The organism is Foetidibacter luteolus, from assembly GCF_009650435.1.
GTDB classification, from domain to species: Bacteria; Bacteroidota; Bacteroidia; order Chitinophagales; family Chitinophagaceae; genus Foetidibacter; species Foetidibacter luteolus.
The window spans coordinates 66548-84522 of the sequence record NZ_VVIP01000005.1 but is presented as its reverse complement, the minus strand read 5'-3'; the positions used below and the strand labels follow the sequence as shown (position 1 = coordinate 84522).

Here is a 17975-nt window from a genome sequence, read left to right as displayed (position 1 = left end):
TATTTGCGGCGTTGACGGAAGCTGAATAAGTACGATTTACGAAGTACTTTAGGTAAAAGCCTTTCTATTTGCGGCGTTGACGGAAGCTGAATAAGTACGATTTACGAAGTACGAAGTACCTTTTTTGTGTAAGATGTTTGATGTGGGATGTACGATGTAATTAAGTACGATTTACGAAGTACGAAGTACTTTAGGTAAAAGCCTTTTTATTTGCGCTGTTGCAGAAATACAGGCTGCTAAGGAAAGTACTTCGTACTTCGTAAATCGTACTTTATAAAAACCCGCCTGCAAAAAAAGCAGCCTGTTGCACGTCGGGTGAGGGATTGAAGCGGTTACCCCGGTGAAGGTTTTGTGGGTTGGCTGCTGTGCCGGAGTAATAGCGGAAAGCCCGACCCCTTGCGTAGCTTGGGGGCACCCCCCATAGCAAGTACGAAAAGTGAAGTACGAAGTACTTTTTTATGTGAGATGTTAGATGTGGGATGCACAGTGTACAAGTTTACACCCTGGTACTTCCAACTTCGTAATTTGTACCTGCCCGTTTGCCGCTGCAATAATTTTTACTGCCGTTAATTAACCATCGAACCCTTATTTTTGCCCATCTTTTACCAAAAACTCCGTTTCCATGTCAGTATTAGTCAATAAAGACTCAAAGATCATCGTTCAGGGTTTTACCGGAACTGAAGGTACTTTTCATGCCACGCAAATGATTGAGTATGGAACCAATGTGGTAGGCGGCGTTACGCCGGGCAAAGGCGGCTCCACACACTTAGACAAACCGGTATTTAATACCGTTGCTGAAGCGGTTAAGATAACCGGTGCAGATGTAAGCATCATATTTGTACCGCCGGCTTTTGCCGCCGATGCCATTATGGAAGCTACTGACGCAGGCATTGGCCTGGTGGTGTGCATTACCGAAGGCATACCCACGCAGGATATGGTTAAAGTAAAAAATTACCTGCTGGGTAAAAACACCCGTTTAATAGGGCCTAACTGCCCTGGTGTTATTACCGCCGGAGAAGCTAAAGTGGGCATAATGCCGGGCTTTATTTTTAAACCGGGCCGCATAGGCATTGTTTCTAAATCCGGTACACTTACCTACGAAGCGGCTGACCAAACCGTTAAAGCCGGGCTGGGCATAAGCACTGCCATAGGCATTGGCGGCGACCCGATTATTGGTACCCCCACGGTGGAAGCTGTTAAGCTGTTGATGGAAGACGATGAAACAGATGGCATTATTATGATTGGTGAAATTGGCGGTGGTATGGAAGCGGAAGCCGCCCGTTGGCTAAAAGATAATTTGCGCAAACCGGTTGTTGGTTTTATAGCCGGCCAAACAGCGCCCCCCGGCCGCCGGATGGGCCATGCAGGGGCCATTATTGGCGGGGCCGATGATACTGCTGCGGCTAAAATGAAGATTATGGAAGAGTGCGGCATTCATGTAGTAGCAAGCCCGGCAGATATTGGCAAAACCATGGCTGCAGCATTAAAGAAATAACGAGCGATTTTTTTAAAAAATATCGAAACTGCTGAAAAATTTTCAGCAGTTTTTTTTGTGCCTTTGGTGCAACCGATTGCCTTAGAACAGCATTGCTTTTCAGCCCCGGTGTAGCTGTTTGCCATTCACTCAGTCATAACCGCCACTTGTATAATTGCGGCGCCGGGCATGTGGTTCGTATCAGATTTTGCCTTAATCTTGTACCTGAATTTCAGATAACACTGAATTATTCAATTTTCAAATTTCATTGGGGGTTAAAGCTTGTGGCGTCTGCCACAAGCTTTTTTTATGCCAGGTAAGCACGGAAAGAAAGGAAGTTTTTGGGGGTGCCCCCAAGCTATCGCAAGGGGTCGGGCTTTCCGCTATTACTCCGGCACAAAGCCCCTGCACAAAACCTTCACCGGGGTAACCGCTTCAATCCCTCACCCGGTAGTGACACCTGTTGCCCTTTTGCAAAAAGGTTGCTTGCAAGGCCGGAAAGAATTGCCACGGAAACACAGAAAAAAGGTAGAGTTGCACTATTGGCCGGTTCTTGTCCCTGCCCTTTGGAGAGGGGTTGGGGTGAGGTCAAACCTTTTAATTATTTAGCCTGGCAATAATGATTGCTTTTATCTTTCTCCTTCCGCACCCTCGTGGCATAACCGTTTATGCAATTCGTTAAACCGCTGCATCTACACTTCAACTTATAATAATTGATATTACTTTACAGCCTCAAATATTCTCTATGAGAAAAGCTTTTCTGCTTTTAGTATCCTGTTTGGCCTTTTGCCTTTTTGTTGCCGCCCAAACCACAGACCCGGACTTTACCAAACAATGGATTGAAATTGATACGCTGATTGTGCAGAAAGACCTGCCAAAATCTGCCCTTAAAAAAGTGAACAGCATTTACAACATAGCCAGGCAAAAAAAGCTGGCCGCCCAGGCCACAAAAGCATTGCTTTATAAACTTGCATTGGAAGACAAAACGACGGAAAAGAACATTAACCAGGAAGTAGCTTACCTGCAAAAGGAAATTGAAACATCTTTCAACGTTACCCACAAAAGCATACTGCAAACCCTGCTGGCAAAAACTTACCAGCAGTATTACAACAATAACCGCTGGAGATTTTACAACAGGAACAAAACAGCCACTTACAATAAAACCGATATTGAAACCTGGAACAATGACAACCTGCACCAGGCAATAACGAAAAACTACGCCGATGCCTTACAACCTGCAACCATATTGCAGCAAACCACGCTAAAACCGTATAATGCCATTATTATTAAAGGCAATACAGACAGCCTGCGCCCGACACTGTATGATTTGATTGCCCATGAAGCCCTTGATTACTTTAAAAGCGGGGATGCTTATTTAACCCAGCCAGACTATGCTTTTACCCTTACCGATAAAACAGCATTGGGCACAGCGGCAGAGTTTATGCAATACAAATTTGAAAGCAGGGACACTGCTTCCCATCTTTTACTGGCATTGCACCTGTTTCAAGAGCTTATGCGTTTTCACAGCAAGCACAAAGAGCCTTCCGCATTTATTGACGTTAACCTGGAAAGGATAGAATGGGTAAAACAGCAGGCTTCTATTGACAACGAGGATGAACTATATATTGCCGCCCTTAAAGACATTACCGGTACTTACCCTGATGAACCCGCCGCGGCCCAGGCCTGGTACCTGTTTATTAACACCTATGCGGCAAAAGCCCAACAGTACAAGCCGCTGACTGATACCGCCAACCAGTACGCTTATGTAACAGCTAAAGCACTCATCGGGCAACGCTTAAAAGCCCAGCCGGCGCCCAGCGAAGGCAACAGCAACATGCAGCAACTGCTTGACCGAATTACCGAAAAGGAAATTACCACACAGGCTGAAAATGTGAATATGCCCGGCCAGCCTTTTCGCCTGTTGGTGCAGTATAAAAATACAGACACTTTTTATGCACGTATAATCAACGCGGCCCTAATTGACAAAGCAGGGCTTAACCGCTACGATACCGCTTACTGGCGGCAACTGGCCAGGCTGAAGTATATCAAGGCTTTCAGCCAGCAACTGCCTGCAACCGGTGACTACCAGCAACATGCCGCAGAAATAAAAGTGGATGCATTGCCGGCAGGCAAATATGTTCTGTTGGGCAGCACCAGCAAAGATTTTGCAACTGCCGGCCGGCTGACAGAGCAACGTTTTGATGTATCCTCCATCAGCTACATTAAAAACGGCGAGGATTATTTTGTACTGAATAGGGAAAATGGCCAGCCTGTTGAAAAAGCAACAGTTAAATACATCAACTATTATTACGACAGCAAAAAGGGGAAATCCCTTACCGAAGAAGGCAGGCTGGAGACTGATAAGAACGGGTTCTTTACGTTAAAGAACAGGCTGAAGCATGGCAACAGCAATGTTCAACTGAAGTTTTACAAAAACGATGACTCCCTTGCGCTGGAAAACAACGAATATTTCTATAGCGACAGCAGCAGTGAAGATGATGAAGAAGATGAAGACGAAGATTATGAGAAAGACAATGCGAGGGTACACTTCTTTACAGACCGCAGCATTTACCGGCCGGGGCAAACCGTTTATTTTAAAGGCATTGTTATCACCAAAGACCGCAAGACCAAACAACCCAAACTGCTTGCCTGGAAAGACAGCATAGAAGTAATACTGAACGATGCAAACAGTCAAAAGATTGATTCGCTTGAATTGACGTTAAATGAGTATGGCTCTTTTACGGGTAAATTCAAACTGCCGGAGAATGTGCTGACCGGGGAATTTGAAATGGAAACAGAAGATTTTGAAGGCAACCTAAGCTTCAATGTAGAAGAATACAAACGCCCTAAATTTTACGTGGAGTTTGATACCCTAAAAGCCAGTTACCGGCTGAATGACAGCATACATATTACCGGCCATGCCAAAGCTTACGCAGGCAACAGTATTGGCGGGGCACAGGTAAAGTTTAATGTGCAGCGTGAAGCAAGGTTTCCTTACCCCTGGTTGTTCTGGCGGGTGCCCATGCCCCGCTCAGCCTCTCAGCAAATAAAAAACGGAACGGTTACTACGGATGATGACGGCAAGTTTGAGATAGCGTTTGCCGCAACGCCAGACTCCTCAATAGATAAAAAAACAGAGCCATTTTTTGATTTTGAAATAGAAGCCTCAGTAACAGATATCAGCGGCGAAACCAGGGAAAAGAAGACTACTGTATCGTTGTCTTATAAATCTTTATTCCTGCAACTAAATGTACCAAAGGTTGCAGATGCGGCAACGTTTAAAAATATTTTTGTAACGGCGCAGAACACCGCCGGCCAGGACATACCAACGGATGTAAAAATTTCCATTTCCCCACTTACCACACCAACCACCTTTTACCGCAAGAGATACTGGCAGCAGCCGGATGTTTTTGTAATGACGGAAGCTGAATACCACCTCAATTTTCCCTATGACGAGTATAAAGCGGAAAGCGACTACCAAAGCTGGCCAAAAAGCGATGCAGTAATAGCTGGGAATATTCATACAGACACTTCGTCAAAATTCGGCATTCCCAACCCGTTGCAGCAAGGCTGGTATGTGGTAGAAGCCACAGCAAAAGATAAGGATGGCAACGAAGTAAAAGATGTTAAGTATGTACAGTTGTACGATATGGCTTCGGAAGCACTTCCATCGCCCCAGGCCAATTTTCAGCAGGTGGTTAACAATAACCCATTACCCGGGGAACAGGCCAGGTTGTTGACGGGCACATCCTTAAAAGATGTGTTTGTTATACAACAAACTTTAAGAAAAGAAGCGAAGCCGCAATACAACTACTACAGCTTAAACAACGGTAAAAAGCAGCTTGATTTTACCGCAACAGAAAAAGACCGCGGCGGGTTTGCAGTGTACTATGCTTTTGTAAAACACAACCGCTATTACAGCAATGGTATGAATGTGTACGTTCCGTTTGACAATAAGGAACTGCAGGTAAGCTACACTACCTACCGGGATAAAACAGAGCCCGGCAGCAATGAAAAATGGAGCGTGCAGGTTAGCGGCAACAAAGGTGGTAAAGCAGCCGCGGAATTGTTAACCGCCATGTACGATGCATCGCTGGACCAGTTTAAGCAGCAAAGCTGGGCGGTGCCGGATGTGTGGAAAACTTTTGAAAATGGTAATGAATTTGAGAGCAACACTTGTTTTACGGAAGTCAATTCTACTTCCAACGAAACAGGAATTATTTATAACGACCATTTTAAATCATACAGTCAACTTGCTCTAAATGCCAGGCAGATATATAGTAACCTTAGATTTTCAACCTACCTTCAGGAAGGGGATATGTTTGTGAGAGGTATTTCTAGCCCGCGTCTCCATTACAGGGGTGGGAGCGACAGAGCCATCCATTCACTCTACTTTAACGGTGCAGAAGAAGAAAACAATGCATACAAACTGGCTACTCCCGCTATGGCAGAAGTTGTAATAACAAAACTTACCACTCCACAAGTTGTGCCAGACGAACAACAAAAACCAGAAAACATACAAGCCGCAGAAAATAACAAGCCTATCCAGCTTCGCAAAAACTTCAACGAAACGGCTTTCTTTTTCCCGCAATTGCAGGCAGATACAGCCGGCAATTACAGCTTCAGCTTTACCATGCCGGAAGCTTTAACCCAATGGAAATGGCTAACCCTGGCGCATACCAAAGACCTTGCTTTTGGCCTTAACCAGCGCAGCATTGTTACCCAAAAAACTTTAATGGTACAACCCAACCTGCCCCGCTTTGTAAGGGAGGGCGACAAAATGGAACTAACCGCCAAAATAAGCAACCTAAGCGATAGCGAACTCACCGGCCAGGTACACCTGCAACTGGTGGATGCCGCCACCCAGCAACTGGTGGATGGCCTGTTGCAGAATGTTTTTCCAGACCAGTATTTTACCGCCTCTGCCAATGGCAGCGCCGTGGTAAAGTTCCCGGTAAGCATCCCTTTTAATTTTAATAAACCACTCACCATACGCATCAGCGCAAAATCTAAACTCCCCTCCTCCGTTGGAGACGGGCAGGGGGGTGAGGTAAGCGATGGCGAAGAAAACACCCTGCCCGTACTCACCAACCGTATGCTGGTTACAGAAACGCTGCCATTATACGTTAAGGGCGATACCACCCGGCATTTTACATTTGATAAGCTCCTTAACAACAAGAGTGAATCGCTTCAAACACAATCCCTAACGGTAGAATATACGGCCAACCCTATCTGGCAGGCTGTACAGGCGTTGCCCTATTTAATAGAATATCCTTACGAATGTGCGGAACAGACCTTTAACCGCTTTTATGCCAATGCACTGGCAGCCTATATTGTAAAGCAGCACCCACGCATAAAACAGGCATTTGACCAATGGCGGGCCGACTCCCTCTCCTTTGGAGAGGGCCGGGGTGAGGTTAGTAACCTGGAGAAAAACCCGGAGCTGAAACAAATACTGTTACAGGAAACGCCCTGGGTGCTGGATGCGCAAAATGAAACACAGCAAAGAAAAAATATCGCACTGCTGTTTGATGCTGTCAAGATGGGCGGCAGCGCTAAATCATCCTTGCTTAAACTACAGGAAATGCAAAATGAAGCTGGTGGCTTTAGCTGGTTTAAAGGCGGGCAGGAAGACAGGCATATCACCCAGTACATACTAACCGGCATAGGCAAGCTGGCCAAACTGAATGCCATACCTGCAGACTGCAAAAGCATTACCGATGAAATTATTACCGCCGGGCTTAAAAACTCGGATAATGCAGCGGCAAAAGAATATGATGAGCTTGTTGCACACAAGGCAGACCTTACCAAAAACCAGCTTAGCTACATGATGGTGCAGTATGCTTATATGCGCAGCTTCTATCCTAAAAGGGCAGAAACCATTCCTGCCAGGGTTGCTAAATTCTACCTTAGCCAGGCACAAAAATTCTGGGCAGAACAGCATAGCCTGTACATGCGCAGCATGATTGCCCTTAGCCTGCACAGGGTTTTCCCTCTTGAGCCATCAACAACAGGAAAGTTCAAAAACACGCCGATGGAAATCATCCGGTCCATTAAAGAAAATGCTGTAGAAACCAACGATGGCGCCATGTACTGGAAGGCCAATACCAATGGCTATTACTGGCACCAGGGCGCTATAGAAACGCAAGCCTTGCTCATTAACGCTTTTGATGAAATTGCGCATGATGCCAAAGCCGTGTCTCAAATGCAAACCTGGCTGCTGCTGAACAAACAAACCAATAACTGGAAGACCACCAAAGCCACTGCCGACGCCTGCTATGCACTACTCTCTAACAACAGCCTTAAAGCAGACAAGAAGGCGGTTATACAATTGGGCAATATTGAAATCAAACATTCAGCAACAGAAGCCGGTTCCCGTTATTTTAAAGAACGTATTGATGGCAGCAAGGTAACAGCCGGTATGGCCAACATTACCGTAACCACTACCAGCCAGCCTGCCGGTAAGGCTGCGGCCACCCCATCCTGGGGCGCTGTTTACTGGCAGTATTTTGAAGACCTGGATAAGATAACAGCCGCCGCGTCTCCCCTATCGCTGGGCAAGCAATTGTTCGTGGAGAAAAATACCAGCAAAGGAAAAGAACTGCTGCCTGTTAATGCCAACGGCGAGCTGCATGTGGGCGATAAAATAACCGTACGCATCATTCTTAAAAGCGACAGGGATATGGAATACATTCACCTGAAAGATATGCGGGCTTCTTCCATGGAACCGGTGAATGTGTTAAGCGGCTACAAATGGCAGGATGGCCTTGGTTACTACGAAGCCACCAAAGATGCCAGCACCAGCTTCTTTATTGCCAACCTGCGCAAAGGCACTTATGTTTTTGATTATCCTTTGTACGTTACACATACAGGCAGTTTCTCTGTTGGTGTGGCAACCGTGCAGTGCATGTATGCGCCGGAATTCAGCAGCCATAGCGAAGGGATAAAGGTTAATGTGGCGAATGAGAAACAATAAATTGTTTATGCAGAAAATATTTTTGAGCCCGGCTGTAGATCCTTGTGGCATCGCCTGTTGCGTCGCAATACGTTCATCGTTCGGTTCATTGGGCGTCTTTTCAGACCCGGGTAGCTTCCTGAATGTGCTGCACCCGCTTCTGCCACCGACAGGTGCCAGAAGCATCATAAGCATTCACGAACTTATTGATTTGATTTTGCCGGCCTCTTGTTTGAAAACGTGTCTGGCAGCAAAGCTGGCAGACACTACCCGGGGCTGAAAAGATGCCATAAAAAACAGAACGATGAACGGATTGCGACGCAACGAAGCTCCCCATGAAAAACCGAACGCTGGTATCCGAATGTTGCTGGTCAAGTGTATTTTGATAATGTGTTTTTACTGCCTCATTTTTGCAACGTTATTCATAAAGACCATTCACCACATGAACGTTGACTTTATTATTGTTGGCCAGGGTATCTGCGGAACTTTTTTAAGTTACTACCTGCGCCAGGCAGGCAAGAAAATACTGGTGATAGATGAGGCCCGGCCATTTTGCGCAAGCAAGGTTGCCAGCGGTGTTATTAACCCTGTTACAGGCAGAAGGGTGGTTACGGTTTGGATGGCGGAAGAGTTGCTTGACTTTTCGTGGAAGGCCTATACCACGCTGGGTAATGAACTGGGAGAAACATTGATAACACAAAACAATATTGTGTCTTTTCCACCTTCGCAGCAAATGGTGGATGTGTACAACGAGCGGCAGGCAGAGAATAATTCCTATATACAAAAAGCGCAGCCCGGCAATTACCAGCAGTGGTTTGCTTACCTGTTTGAACCTGTTGAAATAGCCCCCACCTACCTGGTTAACCTGCACCCGTTACTGCATGGGTGGCGAAAAAAATTAAAGGAGATTGATTGTTTGCTGGAAGAAGGTTTTGATGAATCCCTACTGCGCATGCAGCCGGGTAAGGTAAGCTATAAAGGCATAGATGCGCAATGCATAATTTACTGCAACGGAGCGGATGCCTGGCGATCTACCTACTGGAAAAACCTGCCATCTGTTTACAATAAAGGCGAAGCGTTGATTGTAGATATACCGGGCTTGCCGCAACAACATATTTATAAGTTTGGCGCCAACAGTTTTGTGCCCTGGTACGATGGGCTTTGGTGGGTGGGCAGCAGCTACGATAACAACTTTGCCGATGAACTGCCGACAGAGCGGTTTAAACAGCAAAAAGAACGTGAACTTGGTTTTGCCTTAAGACAACCTTTTACTATTGTTGACCACATTGCGGGCGTAAGGCCGGCAACTATAGAACGGAGGCCCTTTGTAGGTTTGCACCCGTTACATGACCAGGTTGGCATATTAAACGGCATGGGTACCAAAGGCTGTTCGCTGGCGCCATATTTTGCCCTGCAGCTATCGCAGCATTTAACCAGCGGGGCTACCATAATGGCAGAAGCGGATGTAAAGCGTTTTCAAAAAATTTTAAGTAACAAATCCGCCATAAAAAATTAATATTGCAGCATTCATAAACCATTCCAACAAAACTAAATGGGCAATGCAAATGCCGCGGCAAATGTAAATGAGCCGCCCTCAGGTGTACAAACCGTTTCCCCCATAGCGGCCAGTGCAGAGCCGCAGTATAAAATACCTGTCCGCTACCGCAAGATGGAAAACCTGCACATTGTTTTTTGGTTGTTTAAAGATGTATCCTGGTGTTTATCGCTGCGTTTTTTGGGCATTGCCATGATTGTGCCTACATTGCTTATTGCCATTATAATAGCCTGGCGTACCAGGCATTTAATGAGTGAGCTTTGCCATAACATAGCTATTGCCGTTTGGATATCCGCTAACTCTTACTGGATGATCAGCGAATTCTTTCATTTTGATGAAAAAGAGGTGGTGCCAGGCGTTACTTTCAAACACCTTGCGTTAATACCCTTTACCATAGGGTTAATAGCCCTCGGCTATTATTACCTTTACTGGAAGCCCCGCCACAAAGACACATTGGAAACCATGTAGGTTTTGGATACCAGCTACAGGAACTTTGTGGAGGAATCGTTGCAAATAGGATTTTGTTATAATTGGGTCTTTCAGTGAAAGAACCGATTATAATCAAGCACTTCATCGTTCGGTACATTGGGCAGCAATGGGGTTTCAGGGTGGGTTTATGTGTTTCAGTCTTTTGCTTCACTGTTCCATTTAAAATTATCCTTTCGTATGCGCCAGATGTAGCCGTCAATAACATAATGCGTTATTTGTGGAAGTGCTAACAAAGGAACAATAAAAGCCAGCATCTTATCGCTTACATTAACCTTTATAAAATGAAAAGCGGCGAATACATTGGCACGTTCTTTCCATACCGCGATATCCCACAATCCTTCTTCTACATATGCTAAAAGAAAAATAATACCCACAAACAGCAGAACGCCATACTGGCTAAAAACAAGCCTTAAAAAACCGCCTGCTTTTGAAGTGGGTAAAGTATAATTTTTCTTTCCGTACAACCATATCAAAGCCATGTAAGGTACACCGTGACTTACTACATTAAGCAGGGTAAAAGCCATATCGCCATTAAAATAAACAATGCCAAAATACCAGGATAGAGCAGTGCCTGCAATTACAGTAATACGCGGCAGATTAATACTCCTGGTTGAAAAGCAAAAAACAACCTCCTTTACCAGGTATAAAGCAATAGTTAACCAATACAACGTGGTAGCCACGGCTAACAATGTTGCCGATTTAACGTTTACAAAATCTCCCTCAGTAAACCAGTTAAAGTTGCGGTTATCACTAAAATGCCAATATAACAGCGGGTAAACAGTTGCCGCATAAATTGTAAGGCTGTCTATACGATTGTACCAATTGTTCTTTTCCTCCTTGCGACTATATACACGAAGGAAACCATATTGTTGCCTTACAAAATGAAATACTGCTACATAGGCAAGCAGCCGCCAAAATAAAATGCTGCTGATACTATAGAATACAACCCCTGCGATAAAGGCGATAAAAGGGATGCCGAATAACAATCCTTTTTGCTGATGAAATATCTGCCTGTCAAAGTAAGTGCGGTACAAAGTGCTGTAAACATGCGCCACATCAATCAACAGTATCAGGATTACCCACCAGGTATCCGGAATGTCTTTATTATCCCGAAACATAGAAGGAAAAAGGAAAATGAACAACAAGCTTGCAAAAGGCGGCAGCAGGATGAAGATTATTTCTATCCACGGTTTACCAACCCACGGTTGCCTGTATGGTAAAGAAGAAGTCATATAGCCATTAGATAATTATACTTCCGTTTTTATGCTGAATAACAGACCCCGCAGCTTTGATACCCTGGTAAAAGGCCTCCTCAAAAATGCTGATGCCGGCCACATCCGTATGGGCAAAGAATATCCTGTCATCAACGGCTGCGCTTAACCTTTTGCGTGTATTCCCAAAAACAAGACCGGGTAGCGGTTGAATCATGGCATGTCCCCAAAGCATAATATCAAGCCGCTCTGTTTTCTCTGCAATGTCAGGGTGCACCACTTTTAAATCGTTGATGATAATATCTACCCACTCGCTGTAAGTTCTTTGTAGCGCAGCTTTTCGTTGAGCCGCAGGTTCCAGATCTGTTAATGGCAGGTAATAGGTAAGGTTTCTGTTTTTTATATCCTGCTGCAGTAATTGATGTGTAGCTACCACGTAACCCAAAGAATTGCTGCCATACAAAACATTATCCCAGCAGGCAGGTACACCACTACGTTCGGTTAACTGGCCTACTTTCAGGTTTGCTACCATCCAGGGGGCATAATGCATGTGCTGATGAACCAACTTAATGCGTTCATCATCTTTCGGTAATAAACGGGCTGCCACAAACTGCGGAACAGCCAGTATACAATACCTTGCTTTTATGGCTTTTAGCACGTTGGCTCTTACATCAAGATAATTCACCTGTATGGCATCGCCGTTCTTCTGCACTTTAACAGCCAGGCTACCAGTAATAACCTGCTTTTCAAACCGTTTCTTTAACTGTTCCACCAGCCAGGCATTGCCCTGCGGCCAGGTTAACACATCATGATAATTGATATTGGAACCCATCCCTTTACGGGCAGCAAAATAATGAATACCCATCCAGGCGCTTATTTTATCGTAAGTGGTACCAAAATCATCCCTTGTACAATAGTTTACATACCATTCAAGGTAAGAACTGCTAAAGTGCTGCTGCTCCATCCACTCTTTCATCGTTATACTATCCAGTATCGCAAAGGCTTCATCCCTGCTTGATTCATCAACAGGTATACTAAAGGCATCCTTGCCGTCTTTTCCTTTTGCATACCGGTAATTATTCATTAGCCGCAAAAAATCATCCATTTGTTTTACATCCTTTTGCGGAACAGCAAACTTTGGAACCAATCCCTCCTGCCAGCTTCCGTGAATATAAAGCCGCTCTTCAGGGTCAAAACAAACGTAGTAATCATTGTAAATGGGCAGTCCTTTTTCATCAAACCCCGTAACAACATTGCACTGCTTCAAAAACTCAATGTATTCGGGAAGATTATTATTGGGTGTGGGCAAATAATGTGCACCCCAGGGAAAAGATGAAATTTCATTAGCGCCAGATACAGAATTACCCCCAGGTTTATCCTCCAGTTCTATAACTGCAAAATCTGTTACGTCATTTTGATACAGCCACCGCGCTGCCGACAATCCACTAACGCCGCCGCCGACAACCACAACTTCATGCTCTTTAACAGTTTTAGGCTCAGCAAATGATTTATCTCTCAACAAATGCCCTACCTGGGATGAAGCGCCAATAATTGTACCCTGTATGTGCCTGTGTCTACAGGATTGCTGTAACAGGTTTAATCCGGCCAATGAAGCTGATAGTTGTATAAAATTTCTGCGGTGCATACTATTGCTCTGAATATTTCCCCCATTCTTCTTCAAAATAATTAACAAGGGCCTGGTTATTCAACTTATTAACAGCCAATATTTCATGAGGTTTCATGTCTTCAGGAAAATTCAGCATTTGCTGCCATGTTTCTTTGTTAAGGTACTTCAGCCGTGCCGAAAAGTTTCCCAATGCAGTATTTGCCTTTTCCATCGTGGCCATAATGTACCCCCACTCTCCAAAAGAAGGAACGTAATTATGATAAGGCACTGTGTTAAAACCAACTGTTCTCAATGTCTCATTAACACACCAAAAACTTTTGGGCGCCACAAACGGAGAAGTACTCTGTACCACAACATACCCCCCAGGCGCTAATGTATTTTTTACTAGCTGGTAAAAAGCAGTGCTGTATAACTTCCCAATAGAAAAATTAGATGGGTCTGGAAAATCAATAATGATGCAATCGAAAACCTGCCTGTTATTGCGCAGCCAGGTAAAGGCATCATTATTAATGATTTTTACAAGGTTATTATTAAGGGATGACTGGTTGATTTGCGTTAAAATGTTCTGGCCTTTGAAAAGTTTTGTCATATCTGCATCAAGATCAACAAGTGTAACAGCTTTAACAGAAGAATGTTTCAGTATTTCCCTTACAGCCAAGCCATCCCCGCCGCCCAATACCAAAACTTTTTCAGGACTGCCGGAAGCCAGCATTGCCGGGTGTACCAGGGCCTCATGGTAGCGGTATTCATCCAGGGTACTAAACTGGAGGTTTCCATTTAAAAATAAGCGCAACTCCCTTTTATTTTTGGTAACCACTATACGCTGGTACGGAGAAGATTTAGCGTATACAACACGGTCATTAAACATGAGTGTTTCACTAAAGTTCATAATGGAATCACTCATCACAAAAGAAACGAGCTCTGCCAGCAGAATAATTATGCCGGTTATCCTTATAGCTGTTACCTGTCTTAACTCCGTTGAAAATTTTTGCAACAGGTATAGACCAACAGCAATATTTAAAATGCCGAAAAACAGGGATGTTCTTATCAAACCCAGGTAAGGCACCAACAACAAAGGAAACACCAGGGAAGCGAGTAAAGCCCCAATATAATCAAATGTAAAAACCCGGCTTACCAATTCCTTAAACTCTACTTTATCTTTTAGAATACGCATCAGCAAAGGAATTTCCAGTCCCACAAGAACACCGGTTAATAATACAATACCGTAAAGTATAATTCTGAAAGAAGCTGCAACCGGGAAAGTAACGAACAAAATAACCGCACTGTAACCGCCCACAAAACCTACAAGTAATTCAATTTGTATAAACCACTTTAAGAGATTGCCATTAAAATACTTTGACAGGTACGCCCCCACCCCCATAGAAAAAAGATATACACCTATAATGGTACTGAATTGTGTAATGCTATCACCCAGCAGGTAGCTTGCCAGCGTGCCTGCCACAAGCTCATATATCAGCCCGCATGTGGCAATAACAAACACAGCTATCAGCAAAATCCATTGTGCACTGTTTCCTTTTTGTTGCATGTGTAAATAACTTATAAGCTTTGCATAGCGGCCCGGAAGATTGTACAGCAACCCGTAGCAGCCACAATAACCGAACGATAAACCGATTGATTATAATTGGTTCTTTCACTGAAAGACCCAATTATAACAAAATCCTATTTGCAACGATTGCCCTATAAAAAACTATCGCTGGTAACCCGGTAAAGAAAACTTAATGAATGGCCGAAGCAATAATAATGGCAATGGCCAACATAAAGAAACCGGCAAGCACAGCCACCGCCATGTTTTGCTTTTCCAGTATTTCTTTGCGTATGTTGTGTTTGGGTGTAAGTATTTCTATGAGGAAAAATGAAATAAACAAAATAGCTATACCCAAAAAAGAAAACAGGATAGAATTGGTAACGTATTGCATAGATAATTGTTTTATAATTTGTACTGCCATCGCTATTTGTGATGGGTTCCGGGGCCGCTGGCACTCCACTGTTGCTGATTGCCAAAGCTGAACACATTCCAGCCGGAATAATCGGCATAAGCCAGCCAGCCTGTTAATGCCACAGCTATTACAATAAACCACCTGAACGGGTGCAGGCGGGATTCTTCGTTAAAAAAATTAATCTTCATGTCACGATGCCGAAAATGGACTGTTATACCATCTTCTTTTTTCTTTATTAATTATTTGTATGCATTTAATTACCGGCCACAGCAGCAACAAAACTAAAAAGATGTAAAAGTTTCGGCTCATAGCGGTATCGTATGTAACTTTTATTTGGAAGCTGTTTACCAGGCTAAACATCTCTTTCGTTCCGCTTAGTTGCAAAAAATAAGTGCCGGCAGGAATGCTGCTTAAGTATACGGTTTCATTTGTTGATCCTTCGCTCCAGCTTTCGCCTCCATCATAGCCGGTATAGTATTCAACACCTTGCTCAACAGTGAATTCTTCACCGGTTTTTGCATTTACAAGGTTGGCCTGCAACTCAAACCAGCTATTGTTAACAGGGGCTATTATTTGAAATTCAAGATTGCTTTTTCTTTTGGTTAGTTCAAATTTATCGGTAACAAAGCTGGTTGTATTAAGGCTGTCAATAAGGGTGTAAGATGCATCCAACAGTACTTTGTTTTGCAGGAACGACCCGATTATCATGTGTACTATCAGCATAAATATAACCGCCAGCACACCAGCTTTCAATATTCGTAGCGGGTTAATAAACCCCGGCTGTAATACCCCTACGCCAGAAGGATAAGGCAAAGTATAAGGGAACTGCTCTCTCATCTTTCTTTCGCTCACATACCTTCCATAAAACCAGGTAACACCTTCTCTCTTGTTTATCTCCACACTCCACATTTCCGGTGGCGATATAAACTCCCACACCTCTGTTTTGCCGTCATTAAAAATGTCGTAGGGAAATTCCCCGGCGGTATCAACAGTTTTATAAGTGTATGTATTAAAACGTTTAAAAGGTTCAAGCCTATACTCAATTTCATCAACATTCAAGCGCTTAACAACAGGGGCATCACCCTGTTCTCTCAGGTAAATCCAATGTCCATTGTATTCACTTAAAAAAGCATATCCTTCTATTTTATTGTACAAAATATACTCTTTCCATTGCGACTGGTATTCATTCGCCTCTTCCTTTTTAGCATACCCAATCACCTCATACATTATGCCTTGAATATTGCCTTTTGCCCCAAGCGGAATGCTCAGTGCATTATCGTCAAACTTATCCTTACCGGATTTTTTAAAGTCAATACTGTTATGCAACGAAAAATGATTGCCACAGTTTGTACAACTGCAACTTTGTGCATACGGAAATGTTTTTACCTGAATACTTATTTTACATACAGGGCATTTAAATTCTTTACCCCGTAACGCTGCATCATTTGTATTGGCCAACTCAAGATCACCGGGTTTTATGTATTCTACCCGGTAAGCGGTTAAAGCATCAGGCGCCCATTCCAGAAACTGCAGGTGCAAACCAGTGTAAGATGAGAAATTGTAAATCCTTACATCCCGTGGTTGGCCGGGTATTATGCATTCACCTTCTACTTCTATTTTAACAACAGTATCTTTGCCGTGATAGAGATAATCCCCTTCGCCCAACAAATTTAGCTCGCTGCCTGTACCGGCATTCTTAATACTAAAATTGGAGGCGGTTACTCTTTGTTCCAGCGGAGTATGAAAAGCATATAATCCATAGCCTTCCGCCAAATAGCAAATACTGCCATTATCAAAAATAACCGTCCAATAGTTATATACAGCTTCATCAAGCCACAAGCGGCAACGGCCTATAACTTCAAATCTTACACCATTACGTTTTCCGGAAGTGCCGGTTTGAATATAGTCTTCGGGAAAAGCGACCACTGCTACAGCAAGAGACGACATTGCACCGCTCTTTAACCGGCTTACTACCGTTCCGCAGGAGCAAACTAAAGTATTTGCTTCACTACTGCGGTAGCTGATGGGCTTGGAACAGCCAGGGCATTGATATAATCCTGTAATACTGCCCATACTTAACGTTTAAGTGTTTGCATATCCAATGCTACCCCATCAAAAAAAGACAAAAAAGATTGGTAAATACCATGAACGGCACCCTCGTTATTTTTTTGATAGTTACTTAGGTAAATATCAAGGTTAACCTTGCCATACTCCGGCCAGGTGTGAATAGAAATATGGCTTTCGCTAAGGCATATTACGCCCGTAAAACCTGCCGGAGAAAAATCATGGTACACTTCGCCCAGCTTTTGCAGGCTGTGTTGCTTTATCACATCATCAACCAGTTGCTTAAAGCTGGCAGAGGCTGCAAGGGCAGAAATATTTTCTGACTGTATAGAAGCAATTAGATGAGTTCCCGGGTAATACATCATAGTTTGGGAGAAGCTTTTCTTTGATATTGAAGATGAAAATAAAGAAAAACCAGCAAATGCTTCAGCAATACAAGCAGCCAAAACACCGATGCTTTTTTTGGATACCAGCTACAGGAACTTTGTGGAGGAATCGTTGCAAATAGGATTTTGTTATAATTGGGTCTTTCAGTGAAAGAACCAATTATAATCAAGCACTTCATCGTTCGGTACTTTGGGCAGCAATGGGGTTTCAGGGTGGGTATCTCCAAAAACAAATGGCAACCTTTACAGATTGCCA

The 17975-nt window shown here is 43.8% G+C and carries 11 protein-coding genes; 4 read left to right on the top strand and 7 right to left on the bottom strand.

Translation table 11 applies throughout. The features are described from left to right. Nucleotides 1–622 precede the first annotated feature (622 nt). From sucD to F0364_RS01810, 4 genes are all read left to right on the top strand, one after another. Nucleotides 623–1495, top strand: a complete 873-nt coding sequence (gene sucD, locus F0364_RS01825; protein ID WP_153796040.1) for a succinate--CoA ligase subunit alpha — start codon at nucleotides 623–625, stop codon at nucleotides 1493–1495. A gap of 724 nt (nucleotides 1496–2219) precedes the next feature. Beyond that, entirely contained in the window at nucleotides 2220–8450 is a 6231-nt protein-coding gene (locus tag F0364_RS01820) for an alpha-2-macroglobulin family protein (protein ID WP_153796039.1), read from the top strand. Nucleotides 8451–8871: 421 nt separating this feature from the next. Then, nucleotides 8872–9945 carry an NAD(P)/FAD-dependent oxidoreductase gene (locus tag F0364_RS01815; protein WP_153796038.1) on the top strand — a complete coding sequence of 358 codons (1074 nt, stop codon included), beginning with the start codon at nucleotides 8872–8874 and terminating at the stop codon, nucleotides 9943–9945. A gap of 36 nt (nucleotides 9946–9981) precedes the next feature. Next, nucleotides 9982–10452 carry a hypothetical protein gene (locus F0364_RS01810; protein WP_235920987.1) on the top strand — a complete coding sequence of 157 codons (471 nt, stop codon included), beginning with the start codon at nucleotides 9982–9984 and terminating at the stop codon, nucleotides 10450–10452. 155 nt (nucleotides 10453–10607) lie between these two features. Here the strand turns inward: F0364_RS01810 and F0364_RS01805 are convergent, their stop codons facing one another. From F0364_RS01805 to speD, 7 genes are all read right to left on the bottom strand, one after another. Continuing rightward, on the bottom strand, nucleotides 10608–11705 hold the full coding sequence (locus F0364_RS01805; RefSeq protein ID WP_153796037.1) for a hypothetical protein: 1098 nt from the start codon (nucleotides 11703–11705) through the stop codon (nucleotides 10608–10610). 7 nt (nucleotides 11706–11712) lie between these two features. Then, nucleotides 11713–13329: an FAD-dependent oxidoreductase gene (locus F0364_RS01800; protein WP_153796036.1), complete on the bottom strand. Its 1617-nt coding sequence runs from the start codon at nucleotides 13327–13329 to the stop codon at nucleotides 11713–11715. A 1-nt stretch (nucleotide 13330) separates the two neighbouring features. Further along, complete coding sequence (locus tag F0364_RS01795) at nucleotides 13331–14857, bottom strand: polyamine aminopropyltransferase (RefSeq protein ID WP_153796035.1); 1527 nt, start codon at nucleotides 14855–14857, stop codon at nucleotides 13331–13333. Nucleotides 14858–15047: 190 nt separating this feature from the next. Beyond that, on the bottom strand, nucleotides 15048–15248 hold the full coding sequence (locus F0364_RS01790) for a DUF350 domain-containing protein (protein ID WP_153796034.1): 201 nt from the start codon (nucleotides 15246–15248) through the stop codon (nucleotides 15048–15050). A gap of 32 nt (nucleotides 15249–15280) precedes the next feature. Further along, on the bottom strand, nucleotides 15281–15457 hold the full coding sequence (locus F0364_RS01785) for a hypothetical protein (protein ID WP_153796033.1): 177 nt from the start codon (nucleotides 15455–15457) through the stop codon (nucleotides 15281–15283). 1 nt (nucleotide 15458) lies between these two features. Then, nucleotides 15459–17342 carry a DUF4178 domain-containing protein gene (locus F0364_RS01780; protein ID WP_153796032.1) on the bottom strand — a complete coding sequence of 628 codons (1884 nt, stop codon included), beginning with the start codon at nucleotides 17340–17342 and terminating at the stop codon, nucleotides 15459–15461. Between the two features lie 2 nt (nucleotides 17343–17344). After that, entirely contained in the window at nucleotides 17345–17698 is a 354-nt protein-coding gene (speD, locus tag F0364_RS01775; protein ID WP_153796031.1) for an adenosylmethionine decarboxylase, read from the bottom strand. Between the last annotated feature and the right edge of the window lie 277 nt (nucleotides 17699–17975).